The organism is Pelagibius sp., assembly GCF_028289705.1.
GTDB lineage: Bacteria > Pseudomonadota > Alphaproteobacteria > Kiloniellales > Kiloniellaceae > Pelagibius.
Map to the genome: position 1 here is coordinate 17347 of NZ_JANQOI010000096.1, position 17392 is coordinate 34738.

Annotated in this window: 12 protein-coding genes and 1 pseudogene; 6 read left to right on the forward strand and 7 right to left on the reverse strand. The window is 65.5% G+C overall.

Going from position 1 to position 17392, the window contains the following annotated elements; all coding sequences use genetic code 11:
* The first annotated feature begins 21 nt into the window (after nucleotides 1–21).
* From Q0996_RS12925 to Q0996_RS12935, 3 genes are all read left to right on the forward strand, one after another.
* Nucleotides 22–1206: a M20 aminoacylase family protein gene (locus tag Q0996_RS12925; protein WP_299620116.1), complete on the forward strand. Its 1185-nt coding sequence runs from the start codon at nucleotides 22–24 to the stop codon at nucleotides 1204–1206.
* A gap of 215 nt (nucleotides 1207–1421) precedes the next feature.
* Entirely contained in the window at nucleotides 1422–2150 is a 729-nt protein-coding gene (locus Q0996_RS12930; protein WP_299620119.1) for a hypothetical protein, read from the forward strand.
* A gap of 370 nt (nucleotides 2151–2520) precedes the next feature.
* The gene (locus Q0996_RS12935) at nucleotides 2521–6231 is read left to right on the forward strand and encodes a chemotaxis protein CheB (protein WP_299620122.1); all 3711 of its coding nucleotides are present in this window, start codon (nucleotides 2521–2523) and stop codon (nucleotides 6229–6231) included.
* Between the two features lie 54 nt (nucleotides 6232–6285).
* On the opposite strand, the gene Q0996_RS12940 is transcribed toward Q0996_RS12935, so the two are convergent.
* The 5 genes from Q0996_RS12940 to Q0996_RS12960 form a co-directional block, all read right to left on the reverse strand.
* Entirely contained in the window at nucleotides 6286–7266 is a 981-nt protein-coding gene (locus tag Q0996_RS12940) for an ABC transporter permease (protein ID WP_299620125.1), read from the reverse strand.
* Complete coding sequence (locus Q0996_RS12945) at nucleotides 7263–8210, reverse strand: ABC transporter permease (RefSeq protein WP_299620128.1); 948 nt, start codon at nucleotides 8208–8210, stop codon at nucleotides 7263–7265. The genes Q0996_RS12940 and Q0996_RS12945 overlap by 4 nt, the downstream gene beginning before the upstream one ends.
* A gap of 182 nt (nucleotides 8211–8392) precedes the next feature.
* On the reverse strand, nucleotides 8393–10063 hold the full coding sequence (locus Q0996_RS12950; RefSeq protein WP_299620131.1) for a peptide ABC transporter substrate-binding protein: 1671 nt from the start codon (nucleotides 10061–10063) through the stop codon (nucleotides 8393–8395).
* 175 nt (nucleotides 10064–10238) lie between these two features.
* Entirely contained in the window at nucleotides 10239–11225 is a 987-nt protein-coding gene (locus tag Q0996_RS12955; protein ID WP_299620134.1) for a TAXI family TRAP transporter solute-binding subunit, read from the reverse strand.
* A 147-nt stretch (nucleotides 11226–11372) separates the two neighbouring features.
* Nucleotides 11373–11933 (reverse strand): hemerythrin domain-containing protein, encoded by a 561-nt coding sequence (locus Q0996_RS12960; protein ID WP_299620137.1) that lies wholly within the window; start codon nucleotides 11931–11933, stop codon nucleotides 11373–11375.
* Nucleotides 11934–12242: 309 nt separating this feature from the next.
* Between Q0996_RS12960 and Q0996_RS12965 the strand changes: the two genes are divergently transcribed.
* The gene (locus tag Q0996_RS12965; protein WP_299620140.1) at nucleotides 12243–13511 is read left to right on the forward strand and encodes a polyhydroxyalkanoate depolymerase; all 1269 of its coding nucleotides are present in this window, start codon (nucleotides 12243–12245) and stop codon (nucleotides 13509–13511) included.
* 67 nt (nucleotides 13512–13578) lie between these two features.
* Here Q0996_RS12965 and Q0996_RS12970 read toward each other — a convergent pair whose 3' ends face one another.
* Both Q0996_RS12970 and Q0996_RS12975 read right to left on the reverse strand, forming a co-directional pair.
* Complete coding sequence (locus tag Q0996_RS12970) at nucleotides 13579–14241, reverse strand: class I SAM-dependent methyltransferase (protein ID WP_299620143.1); 663 nt, start codon at nucleotides 14239–14241, stop codon at nucleotides 13579–13581.
* Nucleotides 14242–14540: 299 nt separating this feature from the next.
* Complete coding sequence (locus Q0996_RS12975; RefSeq protein ID WP_299620146.1) at nucleotides 14541–14729, reverse strand: hypothetical protein; 189 nt, start codon at nucleotides 14727–14729, stop codon at nucleotides 14541–14543.
* 492 nt (nucleotides 14730–15221) lie between these two features.
* Between Q0996_RS12975 and Q0996_RS12980 the strand changes: the two genes are divergently transcribed.
* Together Q0996_RS12980 and Q0996_RS12985 are read left to right on the forward strand one after the other, a co-directional pair.
* Nucleotides 15222–15929 carry an AAA family ATPase gene (locus Q0996_RS12980; protein WP_299620149.1) on the forward strand — a complete coding sequence of 236 codons (708 nt, stop codon included), beginning with the start codon at nucleotides 15222–15224 and terminating at the stop codon, nucleotides 15927–15929.
* A gap of 1 nt (nucleotide 15930) precedes the next feature.
* Nucleotides 15931–17392: pseudogene (locus tag Q0996_RS12985) on the forward strand (hypothetical protein); the annotation flags it as partial.

Consider the following 17392-nt stretch of genomic DNA (forward strand, 5'->3'; position numbering starts at 1 on the left):
CATCGAGAGGAGATGCCGTCCATGGCCGTGATCAACCGTATTGCCGAGTTCCACGAGGAGATGAAGGGCTGGCGCCGCGACATCCATGCCCATCCGGAGGTTGCCTTCGAAGAGCAGCGGACCTCCGACTTCGTCGCCGAGAAGCTGGCCGAGTTCGGCATCGAGGTGCACCGCGGCCTCGCCACCACCGGCGTGGTCGGGCTGCTGGAGGGGCAAGGCAACAGCAGCGGGCGGGCCATCGGCCTGCGCGCGGATATGGACGCGCTGCATATCCAGGAACTCAACGACTTCGACCACCGCTCCCGCCACGACGGCAAGATGCACGCCTGCGGCCACGACGGGCACACCACCATGCTGCTGGGCGCCGCCAAGTACCTGGCGGAAACCCGCAACTTCGACGGCCGGGTCGCCTTCATCTTCCAGCCCGCCGAGGAGAACGAAGGCGGCGGCCGGGTCATGGTGGAGGAGGGGCTGTTCGATCTCTTCCCGGTGGAGGCGGTCTACGGCCTGCACAACATGCCGGGCCGCGCGGTGGGCAGCGTCGCCCTGCGCGCCGGGCCGGCCATGGCCGCCTTCGACATCTTCGAGATCGTCATCACCGGCAAGGGCGCCCATGCCGCCATGCCCCATCTGGGCATCGACCCGGTGGTGACCGGCGCGCAGATCGTCACCGCCCTGCAGACCATCGCCAGCCGCCGCACCGAGCCCATCGATTCCGTGGTGCTGACGGTCACCCAGTTCCACGCCGGCGACACCTGGAACGTGATCCCCGAGACCGCGGTGATCCGCGGCACCGTGCGCTCCTTCAAGAAAGAGACCCAGGACCAGATCGAAACCGACCTGGAGCGCATCGCCCGCGCCATCTGCGAATCCCAGGGGGCTACCATGACCCTGCGCTACGAGCGGCGCTACCCCTCCCTGGTCAACACCGAATCCGAAACCGATATCGCCGCGGCGGCGGCGGCCAAGGTGGTGGGCGAGGAGAACGTGGAGGTCGGCGCCGAGCCGCTGATGGGTTCGGAAGACTTCGCCTACATGCTGGAGGCCCGGCCCGGCTGCTACATCTGGCTGGGCAACGGCGTCGACGGCGGCCCCGGGGGCTGTGCCGTCCACAATCCCCACTACGACTTCAACGACGAGATCTCAGTCGTCGGCGCCAGCTACTGGGCGACCCTGGTGGAATCGACCCTGCCGAAAGCGGGGTAAGAGCCGGCCGCCGGGTCTCAAGCGCTCGCCTGCCCCACAACGGTCACATCATTGCAATCTTTGCTCTGTGTATAAGGGCTGAGGGTCCCTTGCGGACCCGGAGTCCCACTTGGCGTTGACGCCGGTGCCAGCGGTGGCTTTCGGTGCCTTTGTGGGCCGGCTGCTTTCGCCCGTCGCGACGACTCTCGGCGGATCGACGAAAGGATGACCGGCTTATGGCGGAGCGCCCGACATCGCCGCTGCGCAGTTCCGGCGCCTCGACTATTCAGCGGATCGACGTGTTTCTACAGCGTGAAGACAACCACATCAGAGGCTCGCAGGTGATCGCCCGGGCCGCCGAGTTCCTGCGCCCGCGGCTTGGCGCCGGGGCAGTTCTGACCGGCGCGCGCTTTGAGCGGACGACAGCAAACCGGGTGCTCTGCCTGCGTGACGAGGCGCCGCCGCCGGAGGGCCTGAGCCTTATCGGCGCGGCGGACTTCGCTCTCGGGGCAGGCGATGACCGCGCGGTTACGCGGCTGCGCTTCGCCGAATTGGCCGAGCCCGCCGACTGCCGCGAATCACGCGATGCCATTGCCTATGAGGCTTTCGGGGCGGCCTCCAGGCCGCTTTGCGGCAGCTTCGCCTTTGCCGGTTTGGCCAGCTTCGAAGATCTGCTGACGCTGATGGTGCGCACCGCCGAGACCGTCCACCAGGCCGCCATTCCGGACATCCAGGGCATCTGGCTGGCGGGGTTCCGCCGGGCGGCACTGCCCCTCGACGGACCGGCGATGACAGCCGGGACCCTGACAATCAAGCACCTGCGCCTCACAGGGGCCGCGCCCCGGTTCCGGAGCGTGAGCACGGTGGATCTCGAAGGGGCGGGGGGCGTCGGTCTTGCGGCCACGATCACCCTCGGGTTTCACGCGCCGGCGGTGCCGGTCGCTTCGCCGCTGGCGTCCGCCTGAGCGCCGCGGCGGCGCCCCGAGGCACCGCAAAAGCCCGTTGAAGCAACTACCAAAGGCTGTAATACCGTTGCGCTGCCACGACTGCCGTTGAGTGCGGTCGATCACTCGCCTAACCCGGGAAGATAGTCACAACCAATTAACGCCATCCGGTTCTTCGATTATCCAACGCCGCCGGAAACAAGGTAAAATGGGCTTAGTTTTCTCCTGGTCATTAATGGGGCGTTAACGAATCCTACTAAGAATTGCTATAGTCGATTCCCGGATATAGCATGCACGATATGTTTATTAGAGATTGCAAATGTATGCAGAGCGGCGTGAGACGGGTTGACGCCCGCTGGGGGTTGCAATCGCCAGAAGCAAGAAGTCGATCTTGAACACCACGATTGTCGGAATCGGGGCTTCGGCAGGCGGCCTGGAAGCTCTCCGGGAGTTCGTCGGCAATCTGGAGCCCGGCGGTAGCACCTGCTACGTCATCGCCCAGCACCTCTCCCCGAAGCACCGCAGCATGCTGATGGAACTCCTGGCGCGGGAGACGCGCCTGGAGGTCAAGGAGATTTCCCGCAACCAGCGCCCGCGCGCCGACGTCGTCTACATCACGCCGCCCAACCGCCATGTCGAGCTTCAGAACGGTTTCCTGACGGTGCGGACGCCCAAGTTCAAGACCGGGCCGCAGCCCTCTGTCGACCTGTTCTTCGCGTCCCTGGCGCTGGAGTGCGAGGAGCAGGCGATCGGGATCATCTTCTCGGGCACCGGCTCCGATGGGGCGCGCGGCATTCAGGCGATCAAGGCCGCCGGCGGGATCACCTTCGCCCAGGACGATACCGCCAAATACAACGGCATGCCCAATACGGCCATCGGCACCGGCTGCGTCGACATCATCGCGCCGCCTGCGGAGATCGCCAAGCGTATCCCGGACCTGCTGGACAGCGGTGCCCGCAAGGTGATGAGCGAGCCGGAGAAGGTCGGCTCCAGCAGCACCTATCTCGACATCTGCGCCGTCATCCGCACCCACTGCAACATCGATTTCACCAACTACCGCTCCTCGACCATCCTGCGGCGGATCTCCCGGCGCATGAGCCTGCTTCATCTGCCGGACCTGGAAGCCTATCTGAGGCAGTTGACCAACGATCCGGCCGAGGTCGAGCGCCTGGTGCGCGAGCTGCTCATCGGGGTGACGTCGTTCTTCCGCGATCCCCTGGTCTGGGAGTCCCTGCAGGAGTCCATCGAAAAGCTGATGCGGGCAAAGGAAGGCCGGGAGTCCATCCGGGTCTGGGTGCCGGGCTGCGCTTCCGGCGAGGAAGCCTATACGATCGCCATTCTCTTCGCCGAGGCGACCCGCAAGCTCAAGAAGCGTGTGAAGGTTCAGATCTTCGCCAGCGATCTGGATGGTGACGCGCTGGCAATCGCACGGCGGGGCATCTACCCCGCGGCCATTGCCGAGCAGATGAAGCCGACCGTCCTGCGGCGCTACTTCACGCCCATGGCCTCCGAGTTCTCGGTGAAGCACGAGATTCGGGACATGATCGTCTTCAGCCGGCACAACATCGTTCAGGACCCGCCCTTCTCCAAGCTGGACCTGATCAGCTGCCGCAATCTGTTCATCTATTTCGTGCCGGATCTGCAGCGCCGGATCCTCGAGCGCTTCCACTATGCCCTGAACCGCGGCTGCACGCTGCTGCTCGGAAAGTCCGAAACGATCGGCGATCTCGGCGACCTCTTCGAGCTGGTCGACCGCCGCTGCAAGATTTTCCGCGCTTCGAGCAAGGTCGACTCGCCCTTCCGGCCGAGCCCCTTCACCCCGCTCAAGGGCCCTGTGGTCCGCCAGTCGCGGGAGGCGGCAAAGCGGCCGCGCTCGCGCGAAGCCAGGGCCAACGAAGCCATCGCCAAGCGCTTTGGCCCGCCGACCGTGATCGTCGATTCAAGCGACCGGCCGGTCCATATCGCCGGCGACATCAAGCCCTATCTGCAGGTACCGACGGGAGCCTCGCAGTTCGACGTCTTCAGCCTGGTGGACGAGGAACTGAGGGCCGAGTTGCGCGCCCTTCTGCTGCGCAGCCGGCGCGAACACGTGGTGGTGCGCAGCCGCGCCCACACCGCGGAGTTCCATGGCGACAAGTGGCAGTACCGGATCGTCGTCCATCCCTACCGCGACGACGAGACCGAAGAGGACCTCGACCTCATTGCCTTCATGACCGTGCGCGCGCTGCTCGAAGAGCAGGAAGACGAAGAGGAGATCGAGGAGACGGGCCGCGGCGGCCAGGTGAAGGAACTGGAGCACGAGCTCCTGGCCATGCGCGAGCATCTCCATACCATGGTCAGCGAGTTGGAGACCTCCAATGAGGAACTCCAGTCCCTGAACGAGGAGCTGCAGTCCTCCAACGAAGAGCTGCAGTCGACCAACGAGGAACTGGAAACCTCCAACGAGGAGCTGCAGTCGACCAACGAGGAACTGACGACGGTCAATGAAGAGATCGTCGTCAAGTCCGATGCCCTCAACGAGGCCAACTCCTTCCAGGCCTCGATCCTGGAGAGCATCTCCAACGCGGTGATCGTCACCGACAACAGCCTGCGCATTCAGCGCTTCAATGTTGCCGCCACCAAGATCTTCAAGATCGACGATAGCAGCATCGGCGAACCTCTGGTCGCGGTGAAGGCGCGCTACCGGATGCCGGACCTGCGCCCCATCGTGCAAGAAGTGATCGTGACCGGCGAGCCGCGCAGCAAGCCGGTCCGTTCGCCGCGCAACGACAGGTACTACGAGCTACAGGTCCATCCCTGCCTCGACGCGCAACAGCACATCATCGGCGCTGTGCTGACCCTGAACGACGTTTCCAGGCTCGCCAGGGCCAACGTGAAACTGCGCCGCAGCCGCAGCGAACTGGCCGAAGAGGTGGCGCTGCGCAGCGGCATTCTGGACAGCACGCCCGCGCAGATCGCGGTCCTCGACCGCAACGGAATAATAATCTCCGTCAACGAGGCCTGGCGCGAGTTCGGCCGCGACAACGACGCGCAGGACCAGGGCTTCAGTGTCGGCCGCAATTACCTGGCGATCTGCGGCGAAGGCGATCACGAGCCGCCGGACGAGGGCGGCGAGGTCACGGCCAAGCTGAAGGATGTGCTCGGCGGCCGGATCAAGAGCGCCGAGGTGCGCTACACCTGTCACTCCCCGACAGAGGAGCGCTGGTTCAAGTGCGTCATGCGCTCCGGCCTGCCGCACAACGACCAACTGGGTGCCCTAGTCATGCATTTCGACATCACCAGCGAGGTCTTGCTGGAAGAGTCCATGGCCGCGGCGCGGCGGCTGGCGGAAGAAGCCAGCCGGGCCAAGTCGAGCTTCCTGGCCAACATGAGCCACGAGCTGCGCACACCGCTCAACGCCATCATCGGCTTTTCCAACATGATCGGTGCCGAAACCTACGGCAAGCACCGCCATCCGAAGTACGCCGAGTACGGGCGCGATATCGGCAATGCCGCCGACCACCTCTTGCGCATGATCAACCACATCCTCGACCTCTCCAAGATCGAGTCCGGCCATCTTGAGCTCCGGGAAAGCCTGGTGGACCTGGCGTCCTGCCACAAGTCGGTCTTCAAGCTCTTCGAAGAGGGCGCGAAGCTGCACAACGTGAAGCTGGAATCCCGGGTGGCGAGGACCCTGCCGCGGCTCCACGCCGACGAGGGGGCGATCAGCCAGATCCTGATCAACCTGATCGGCAATGCCATCAAGTTCACCGGTGGCGAGGGCAAGATCACCTGCAGCGCGCGGGTCGAGCGTGCAACCGGCGCCATGAAGCTGGAGGTGGCCGACAACGGTATCGGCATCGCGCAGGCGGACCTCGAACGCATCACCGAGCCTTTCGCCCAGGTGCGCTCCACCCTGACCAGCAACAACTCCGGCGTCGGTCTGGGGCTTTCGCTGGTCGACGGCCTGGCCAAGCTGCACCAGGCCAAGGTCGACATCGAAAGCAAGGTCGGGCAGGGCACCAAGGTGACCCTCACCTTCCCGCGCGATCGCGTTAAAGCGCCGCCGTCCAAGCGCGCCAAATCGACGGACCTGCCGGCTTCCGCCGACGCGGCGGAGTGAAGCGGGCCGGGTCGGCACCCTTCACCGCCGGCTCCGCGACCGGCTGCGCCCTGCTCAGTCTTCCTGAATGGCGCGGGGATCGAGGGCGTCCTGCAGGCCGTCGCCCAGGAAGTTGAAGGCGATGACGGTGAGGAAGATCAGCAGCCCCGGATAGATCGCCAGGACCGGTGCCTCCCAGATCAGTTCCTGGGCGTTGGTCAGCATGTTGCCCCAGGAGGGTAGGGGCGGCTGAATGCCCAGGCCCAGGAAGCTGAGAACCGATTCCAGAAGGATGATCCCGCCGACCGAGAGGGTCGTGGCGACGATGATGGGCGAGACCACGTTGGGCAGGATGTGAACCAGCATGATGCGGCGCGCCGGCGCGCCCATGGCCTCGGCGGCGCGCACGAACTCCCGGGTTTTCATCGAGAGGGTGGCGCCGCGCACCAGGCGGGCCACGGTGGTCCAGCCGACCAGCACGATCAGCACGACGATGCGGTAGATGGAGATACTCTCGGAGGCGACAAGATCCTCCGGCAGGCCCAGTTTCCTGAGGTCGACCGCCGCCAGGATGATCAGCAGCGGCAGGATCGGCAGGGCGATGACGCCGTCGGTGAAGCGCATCAGGAGGGCGTCCAGCCGGCCGCCGTAGTAGCCCGCCATGATCCCCAGGAAGCTGCCGATGACGGCGGAGCCGAGGGCCGCGGCGAGGCCGACGATGAGCGAGACCTGGCCGCCGTAGAGCAGGCGCACCAGGGTGTCCCGCCCCAACTCGTCGGTGCCCAGCGGGTGCTGCGCCGAGGGTGGCTGCTTGGCATTGAAGAGATCCACCAGATTGCCATCGACGCCGAGCAGCGCTTCGACCAGCGGCGCGGCGGCCGAGGCCAGCGACAGCAGCACGAGGAAGGCGAGGCTGGCGACGGCCAGGCGATGGGCGAGGAAGCGCCGCCAGAAGATCTGGCGCACCGAAAGGGCGGCGCCGCCGGCCAGCGCCGCCTCGGCGGCCAGCAGCGGCCGGCCTTCGTTTGGCGTTTCCGGGTGCGGGCTGATGGTCATTGATAGGAGATCCTGGGGTCCAGCCAGGTGTAGGCGAGGTCCGCCAAGAGATTGGCCAGCAGGGTCGTCAGCGTGGCCAGCAGCAGCCCGACCAGGGCGACGTTGTAGTCGTTGCCGACCACGGAATCGTAGATCGTCTTGCCCATGCCCAGATAGGCGAAGATGGTCTCGGTGATCAGGGCGCCGGAGAAGAGGTTGCCCATTTGCAGGGCGAGAATGGTGGCGACCGGGATCATGGCGTTGCGCAGGACATGGCCGATGACGATCTGGCGGCCGCTGAGCCCCTTGGCCCTGGCGGTGCGCACGAAGTCCTGACGCAGGGCCTCGATGGCGGCGGCGCGCATGAAACGGATCACGCCGCCGACGGTGGCGATGGTCAGGGCCAGGACCGGCAGCACCAGGAAGCGCAGGTCGGACCAGAAGCTCTGCCCGTCGCCCATGCCGCCGGCCGGCAACCAGCCGAGGACCACGGCAAAGAGGATGATCAGCAGGATCGCCAGCCAGAACGGCGGGATCGAGATCCCGGCAAAGGCGATCAGGTTGATGCCGTGGTCGGTCAGGCTCTGCGGGCGGGTCGCCGCGTAGATCCCTGCGGGCAGCGCGATGATCAGGGCCAGGAAGAGGCTGAGACCCATCAGCACCACGGTGTTGCCGAGGCGCGGCAGAAGGATGTCGAGGGTCGGCCGATTGTAGAGACGCGAATAGCCGAAGTCGCCCTGCAGCGCCGAGCCGAGCCAGGTCAGGTAGCGTTCGGCGATGGGCCGGTCGAGGCCGTAGAGCGCGCGCAGACGCGCCGCGTCCTCCGGGGTCATCTCCGGATCGGAAAAGATCATCACGTCGATGGGATCGCCCGGCATCAGGCCCAGCAGGGCGAAGATGACGAACGACATGATCGCCAGGACCAGGAAGGACTCCGCCAGCCGGCGGGCCAGATAGGCGAGCATCGCGCGCGCGTCTCGCCTAGTAGGCTGTTGAAAAAGCCAGTCGACTGATTGACCTCGCGCTTCGAGACGCTGCGCTCCTCAGCATGAGGTCAATCAGTCCGGCACTTTGCCTCACCCTGAGGAGGCCCGAAGGGCCGTCTCGAAGGGTGGTGTGCTCCGCGCAAAGGTTCTTCAACAATCCGCTAGCGCCCCTCTATGGTCCAGTCCTCGACCCAGAGCGAGGAGGAGGCCATCTGCCCGGTGGGCCGCACGCCCTGCAGCCACTTCGGCAGCACATAGGCGTTGGCGCGCCAATAGAGCGAGATGACCGGCACCTCCTCGGCATAGATCGCCTGCACCCGCGCCCACATGTCCTTGCGCGTCGGGCGGTCGAGTTCGATGTTGATGGCCTCGATCAGCGCGTCCATCTCGGCATTGCGGAAGCCGGTGTAGTTCTGTCCCGACCAGCCGTTCGCCTCGCTGGGAATCTCTTCGGAATGCAGGGTCGAGCGCGGAACGTGTTCCGGCCCCTTGCCCCAGGCGAACATGGCAAGGCCGGTGAAGCGGCGGTGGTGCACGGTCTCGCCGAAGAAGACCCGCGGCGGCTCGTTGCGCACGCGCATGTCGATCCCCACCTGGCGCCACTGGCTCTGCAGGACCTGCTGCACCAGCTCGCGGATGCGGTTGCCGGAGGTTGTCATGAACTCCAGGCGCAGGGCCTCGCCGGCGGCGTTGTGGCGGATGCCGTCGCGGACGTCGCTCCAGCCGGCATCGTCCAGCAGAGCCTTGGCCTGCTCGGGATCGAAAGCGTAGGTCTTGATCTCCGGATCGTAGACCCAGTCCAGCGGCGACACCCCGGAGTGGGCGACCGGCTGGCGGCCGTCGAAGAGGCGCTGGCTGATCGCCTCGCGGTCGATGGCGTAGACCAGGGCCTGGCGCACGCGCTTGTCCTGCAGGATCGGGTTCTCCAGCATCAGGTCGATGTGCTCATAGAGCAGGCCGGGCTCATAGATCACCTGGTAGTCGTTGCCGTGTCGTTTCTCGAAGGCCAGGGCCTGGTCGAGGGTGAGGCCGAGCTCACCAGAGATCATGTCGATGTTGCCGGAAAGCAGATTGGCTTCCAGAGCCGTGGTCTTCTCGATGGTCAGCAGGACGATGCGGTCGAAAGCCGGACGCTTGTCCCACCAGGTCTCGTTGCGCTCCAAAACGATGCGCGATCCAGGGATGGCCTCGACGACTCGGTAAGGGCCGAAGGCGAGGCCCGGGTTGGCCGGGTCGCTGTCGAAGGCGGTGCGGTTGCGGTAGTCGTCCGGCGCGGCTTCGAAGATCGGCCCCTCGATGTGGGCCGGCAGCAGCCTGAAGTCGTTGATCGCCGCATACTCGAAGGAGACGCGGTCGACGTGCATGACGAAGCTCTTGTCGTCGATGACGTCGATGGAGAGGATCCGGCGGTAGAGTTCCAGGTTGCCGATCCCGGATTTCTCGTGCCGGCCGACCTTCCAGGTGAACAGCACGTCGGCGGTGGTGATCGGGGTGCCGTCGCCCCAGGTGGCCTCAGGCTGCAAGCGGTAGGTGAGCGCGATACCGCGCCCGTCACCAGCGCCTTCCACGCCCTCGGGCAGGGGTTCCGGCACGGCGGTGCCGTCCTCGATCGACGGCAGTTCCACGCAGAGCATGCAGATCAGCTGCCACTCATGATCGTAGACCGTCATCGGGCGCTGGGTCATGGACATCACGTAGGACTTGGCGACCGAGGCCTCCATGTTGGGGTGCAGGGTGGTGGGATACTGCGACATGCCGATGCGGAGCTCTTCTGCTGCGGCGCTGGTGGCGCCGGTCACCGCGAGAATGATTGCCAGGAGTAGCTTGCGCATTTGCTCACCCTTTCTGTGCAGTCGGCCTGGACGGCCCGCACAGTCTAGCCGAGGCGAAGCGTCAGGCGAAGGGCTGGATCGGGCTTGCGAAACCTCTGCCGGGCAGGAAAGCGCGCCGGCAACTTGACCAGATGGCGCGGGCGCCCGATGCCGGGTGTCAACCGGCCGGCGGATCTCAGTTCCAGCCACGCTCCTTGAAGTAGCGCGCCGCGCCCTCGTGCAGGGGGGCGGAAAGCCCGTCACGCACCATGCGCTCCGGCTGCAGCTTGGCGAAGGCCGGGTGCATGCGCCGGAAGCTGTCCAGATCTTCGAAGATCGTCTTGGTGATGGCATAGATGGTGTCGGCATCGACTTTCGCCGAGGTGACGAGGGTGGCCTTCACACCGAAGGTCCTGACATCCTTGGGATTGCCGGCATAGAGGCCGCCCGGCACCAGGGTGAAGGCGTAGTAGGGCTTGTCCTGCACCAGCTTTTCGATCTCGTTGCCGGAAACCTCGGCGATCACCGCATCGCAGAGGCGGACTGCCTGGGCGACGGAGTCGTTGGGGTGACCGACGGTGTAGACCATCGCCTGGACCTGATCGTGACAGAGCGCCAGGGACTGCTGGCTGGCCGGCAACTCGTTGGCGAGACTGAAGGACGACTTGTCCCAGCCCATGGCGCGCATCACCACCTCCATGGTGCCGCGCTGGCCCGATCCCGGATTGCCGATGTTGACGCGCTTGCCCTGGATGTCGCGCAGGTGGCTGATCGCCGCATCCCGGCGCACCACCAGGGTGAAGGGTTCGCCATGCACGGAAAAGACCGAGCGCAGATCCGGGTCGGCTTTGGCCGCGGCGAAGCGGCTGGTGCCGTGAACGGCATGGTATTGCCAATCCGACTGGGCGACGGCGAGCTGCAGGCGGCCCTCGCGCACCGCCTTCAGGTTGGCGATGGAGCCGGCGCTGGGGGGTGCGTCGCAAGCGATCCCGTGCTCTGCCTGGCTGCGGTTGACCAGCCGGCAGATGGCGCGCCCGACCTGGAAATAGACTCCGGCCCGGCTGCCGGTTCCAATGGTGATCGTCTTGTCGGCGCTCCAGGCGTCGGGACCGGGCAGGCAGGCCAGGACGGCGACGAGCCCGCTCAAAAGCAGATGCGTTGGACCGAGTTTGCTGATTCCCATCGGCATAGGAAGCTCCCCAGATGGTCGGAAAGTGCTCTAGCCGCTGATCAAGGCGCCCGAATGCGCCCGCGATCGATCGAGAACCGTTAGTGTAGCAATTATCGGATGTAAGCAGAAGTCCCGTGAACACTGCCAGTGGCAGAGAACTCAGGCGGCGGAGTGTCGGTCCCAGGCGAGGATGTCACGATAGAGGGCCGAGAAACGCTCGTCTTCGCGCCGCTCGAACAGCGGGTCTTCCATGGGTTTGAGCTTCTGGGCGATGGCGCTCCAGTCCTCGGCTTTCAGGTTCCGCTGTGCCGCGGGAAAAAAGTACTTCTCTTCCATCATGATGTGGCGGCGATAGGCGCTGAGAAACTCCTTGGCGACCTTCTGGATCGCCGTGCGCTCGACCGGGATGTCCTGCTCGACGGTGTGGATCGCCGCGGCGAAGCGCCGGGTGAGTTCGGCCAGGCCCTCATGTTCCCGGCGCAGATCGTCGACGCCCTCCAGGACCTCGGGGTTGCGGGCCCGCAAGGCCTGGAAGATCAGGTCCTCCATCGGATGGTGGTGAAGATCGGGATAGCTGAGGCAGTAGTGCAGGATGCCGTCGATGATATCGAAGTCGAGCACCTTGCCCTCTTCGAAATTGGAAAGCTGCCGCTCTAGCGCGTCGAGCAATTTGGTCAGTCTGGAATGATCGTTGCGCAGCGATTCGATGATGCCGGGCATGGGCTTCGCCTCCCATGAGTTGGCCGCCTGCGTTGGCCCCTTTTGCTGCCTTCAGCCTAGGCAGCCCGCGGGGCCCTGCATTGACATGCGTCAAGGCGCAGGGCCTCGGAAGGCCCGCCCGTCAAGCGGTTTTTTCGCTTCTTGCGGCGCGAAGCGGGATGATAGGCTGCGCCCGCTCGCGATCCGGCCGATTGTGATCGCGCAGCCGCGGCCTGCGCTTAGCGCGGGGCCGCCAACGACAAGGACAACAGCGACAATGGGGAGGGAGTGCCGCTGAGCGGCACGGCAACTCTGGGGGCCAAGTAGACCTTGCTTTACCATGCTTATGAATTGAGCCACGCAGCGGTGCAGCCTCTGCGAATGCAATCGGATGCTCTGCACTATCTTTGCCGCAGCGCCTTCAGTCCCGTCGCCTATACGCCCGTCGGCAAGGCGGTCGCGGCGGCCTGCGAAGTCTTCGAGAACGTCACCCGGCGCTACCGCAAACCCGAGTGGGACCTCGACGAGACCGTCATCGGCGGCAAGCGGGTGCCGGTCTCTCCCGAGGTGGTCTACGGCAAACTCTTCGGCAACCTCCTGCATTTCCGGCGCGACCTGGGCGGGTCCGGCCGGCGGCGCGATCCGAAGGTGCTGATCGTCGCGCCGCTCTCAGGCCACTATGCCACCCTGCTGCGCGGCACCGTGAAGGCGATGCTCGCCGAGCATGAGGTCTTCGTGACCGATTGGCGCGACGCGCGCTTGATGCCCCTGGCCTATGGGCGCTTCGATCTCGACGACTTCATCGATTATGTGGTCGAGTTCATCCGCTTTGTCGGCCCGGATACCCACGTGGTCGCGGTCTGTCAGCCTTCGGTTCCGGTGCTTGCGGCCACGGCCCTGATGGCCGCCGCGCGCGACCCGCTACGGCCGGCATCCATCACCCTGATGGGCGGACCCATCGACACACGGCGCAATCCCACCGCGGTGAACGAACTGGCGGCCTCGCGTCCGCTGGCCTGGTTCGACCACTCGGTCATCACCCGGGTACCCTTTCCCCATCCCGGCGCGCTTCGGCGGGTTTATCCGGGCTTCCTGCAGCTCACCGGCTTCATGACCATGAACCTGGAACGCCATCTGGACGCCCATGCCGATCTCTTCCGCCACCTGATCGCCGGCGATTGCGACTCGGTGGAGCAGCACCAGCGCTTCTACCGGGAATACCGTTCGGTCATGGATCTGACCGCGGAGTTCTACCTGCAGACCATCAAGACCGTCTTCCAGGATCACGCGCTGCCGGACCGGACCCTGCGGCATCGCGGGGCGCTGCTGGACTGCCGTGCGATTCGCGACACCGCGCTGATGACCATCGAGGGCGAGCACGACGACATCTGCGGCCTCGGGCAGACCGAGGCGGCGCACGATCTCTGCTCCCGGATACCCGCCGCCGATCATCATCACTATGTGCAGCCCGGTGTCGGGCACTACGGTGTCTTCAACGGCCGGCGGTGGCGGGAGGAGATTCAGCCGCGGCTGCGGGACATGATCCGGAGCACCGAAAGCAGGCGCCGGGGGCGGAGGAAACGCGGAGCCGGCCGCTGAGGCGGCCCATGCACATCCCCGGAGCGGGCGCCCCGGTGCACTGACCGAATTGCAGTGGTCTCTTGGGTCAGGCGCTGCGCTTGTGCAGCGTTTCGACCACCTCGGCCTCCGGCCCGCCGATGCCGGCGGCGGCGTGGTGCGGCCTGTAGCGCCAGACCGCGGCCGGGGGAATGTTGTCCATCACCCAGCTGGCGCGCCGCCCATGCAGGCCCAGGCGCGTCAGGATGGAGCGGGACACCGGGGACGCCGGCCCATAGGTGAACTGGATAAAGACTCCGTTTTCGTCGAGCACCGCCATCGCTTCGGCAACGATCTGCAGGCAGATCCGGTCCGGTATCGACAGCAGGGGAAGGCTTGAAACGACGGCCTTCACCTTGCCGATCCCAGCGTCGCGCAGCAGGCGGCGCAGGTCGACCGCATCGCCTTGCAACACGCGGACCTCGGGAAAGCGCTGGGCAATGACCCGGTGAAAGGCCGGGTCGCGCTCGATCACGGTGATGTCGTCAATGGGGAAGCCGGCGTGCAGTAGTGCCGCCGTGATGTTGCCGGTGCCGCCGCCCAGTTCGATGATTGCCCCCTCGGCGTCACGGTCCACCTCCGCAACCATGGCCGCGGCCAGGCTCTTGCCGCTGGGCACGACCGCACCGACTGCCTTTGGGTTGCGCAGCCAGCGGCCAAGAAAGCTGATGTTCCGGCGAAGAGACGCTGCCGGCCTCGTTTTTGTCGACATCTGTCGATCCGCAGTGGTCAATCCCGGCGGGGCCGCTGAACGCCCGGTTTTGCGGGCCTCTCCGGCGCTGCCGGGGAGGGGCGTTCGATTATGGCGACTCCAATTTCGCTTAATTTAGCAAGCTCTATATGGAGATTGGGCTGAAATCCACAAGTGATCTTCTTGTGGTCCGGCCGTGCCCCGGACCCTGACGCCGCTAACGGCGGGAGCTCCGAGAAAGGCCAAACCGGCCTCTCTCAGAGCCTCCTAGGTACCGTCATGGTCTCCCCCTGTGTGTGTCAGCGCAAAGGCGTTGAAGATCAGGCTTCGATGTTGATCTTCTGTCCCCGACTGGGATCCGGATAGGGAAACCGCGGGGCCGGGTCCTTATGCGCCGCTTCCACAGGCCGTGCCGACTCGACCTTGGCAGCCTGCGGCGCTTCCGGCGCCGCTGCCGCCTGTGTCGAACCCGAGTTGGCCAGTGGCACAGGGGCTGTTTGGATCTGCATGTAATCCTCCTACAGTCCGGGCCTCTATTCAGCCGAACCTACATACTAGATTTCAGTGTTTAAGTAAAGATTTAAATAATAATCCAATTTATACTCATTAAATTCAAATTTACATAAAATTTTTCTGATTTTTGTCTTATATCTTGTCTATGATCGAGCTCTTTACCGGGTTTCGCGGTCGTAGATCAGCCTTTGTGGGCTACGGGATGGCGCGCGCGTTTCGCTCATTTGCCCGATCCGGCCGCAACCGCCGCATGCTGCCATTGTCGCTCGATTCCGATTGATTTGACCGTCGACTTTCTTGCCGGGGCGTTTATGTCTGGCTTCCCAAGAACCCCTACATATAGTATAGATTAACCAATTATTAACTTTCACTGGTAGGTGCGGGCGCCTAGGCTTTCGCACCAAACGAGGTCGAAGCAGTTGGCGCGGCGCAGGGCCGCAATGCGCCAACCCGGTTTGCCTGATGCCGATTTCGGGGGAGCACGAGGTGTGAAGGTTGTTGTTGTTGCGTCGCAAAAGGGTGGATCGGGCAAGACAACCCTTGCCGGTCATCTCGCGGTCCAGGCGGAACTGAGCGGGAGCGGCCCTGTCGGGCTGATCGACGTCGACCCGCAGGGCAGTCTGGCCGACTGGTGGAATGAGCGGGCCGCGCCCAATCCCTTTTTCATTCAGACCGCAGTGCCCCGCCTGGCCGCCGACATCAAGGAACTGGCGGCACACGGGCTGGAACTGCTGGTCATCGACACGCCGCCGGCGCTGACCAGCACCATCGCCGAGGTCATACGGGTCGCCGATCTGGTGGTGATCCCGACCCGGCCGAGCCCCCACGACCTGCGGTCGATCGGGGCGACGATGGAACTGGTGGAACACCTCGGCAAACCGCTGGTGTTCGTCGTCAATGGTGCCTCCGCCCGCGCCAAGATCACCGGCGAGGCGGTCTCTCTGCTGTCGCAGCATGGGCCCCTTGCGCCTTCCATCATTCACCAACGCGTCGACTTCGCCGCCTCGATGATCGACGGCCGCACGGTGATGGAACTGCCCGGGGGATCGCGCTCCGCCAAGGAGATCGTGGCGCTGTGGGACTACCTGGAAACGCGGCTCTCCGGCACGCGGCGGTCGCGGCGCTTGCCGATGGTCCCGGCGGGGCTCAGAGACTCCGCTCCCGCCGGCGAAGCCAAGGTTGAGGGCAGAGCGTAATATGACCCAAGCCAAGGCGGCTTCTCTGACCAATGAGCTGTTCGCCCGCAAGGGGACGGCGTCCCCCGCAAGCCTCGTCATTGCCGAGCTGAAGGAAGACGGCGCCGCCGCGCCGTCCATGCCTGCGCAGCGGAACAAGGGGCGTGGCAGCGAGTCCTCCGAACGCAAAAAGGCGAGCCTGCCGGAAATCGAGCAGGACCTTCCCTTGCTCGCCTTCGTCGACGCGCAGACCGCCAAGGACGAAACTGGCGACAACGCGCAGGGCGAGACGGAAATCGGTGGGTCCGCCGGGCGTGGATTGCGCGGCGACGAAGGCGCGCTGGATCCCGCGGGTAGCCTGCTGGTGCATCGTCCGCTGGCGTTCAGGATGACCGCGGCCGGCGAGGTCAATGGCTTGGGCGAGCCGGAGCCTGCGCCTGAAGTGAGTCCCGCGGCCGCAACCAACGGCGCGGCTTCTGCGCAGGAGGCTGCTGCGGGCGAGACGCAGTTCGAGGAGGTTGGCGACGACCTTGGCGCGATGCCTGTAGAGGCCGCCACAGCAGTGCCCGACACCGGCCAAGCCGGCGTCGCCGTGGATTGGGCCCAGGCGCTCGAGGTGGTCGAAGCGGAACTGGTGGCCGAAGGGCCAGCAACCGAGCAGCCGAGACCCGAAGGCCCGCCGGCCGAGGAGCGCCCGGTCGAAGAGTCTACGGCCGAAGTGTCCCCGGTCGAGGAGTCGGCGGCCAAAGAGGACGCGGCGGACGCCGTCTCCGGCGCCGAGCCGTCCCCCGAGCCGTCCCCCGAGCCGTCCGCGGAAGCGTCCCCGGAGCCCCTTCAGATGCCCGCAGTGGATAATGCAGCCGGCATCGGCACCCTGGTCTCCGAGGTCCATCCGGCCTCCTCCGATGCGCCTGCTGAAAAGCCGGCAGAGGTGTCAGAGAGCACCGTGGCCGAACCCTCCGATGGTCCGGCGACCGCGGTTGAGGAAGAGGACGGCGATACGGCAGAGACACAGGCGGCGGACAAGGACGCCGATGGGCCGGCGCAGCGCGATTCCGGTGACGCAGCGGCTGAGGTGCGCCCGGCCGGTCCGGCCGGCGATCTTAAGGGCGACCACAAGGGTGATGACAAGGACGCCAAGAAGACGCCAGGATTGCGGCCATCGCTGATCGATCTCTCAAATCAGCGGCGCAAGGCGGCGGCCAAGCCCGGCAAGGCGATCGCCGGTCCCTCGGTGGTGGAGGCCCGGGAGCGCCACAGCGGTGACCGCTCGCTCTGGCGGATGGCGACGGTCGTAGTTGTGGGGATCGCCCTCGGTTTTGCGGGCTACGCGTTCTGGCCGAGAAGCGAGCAGGGTCCGCAGCCCGGCGCGGATTCGAGCGAAACGGCGGGTGCGGCGGGTGCTGGCGCAGCGTCGACTGAGAGCCCGGCGCCTCTTGCGGAAGTCGCAGATGCACCGGCGGCGGCACCGGCCGCCGCGGAGG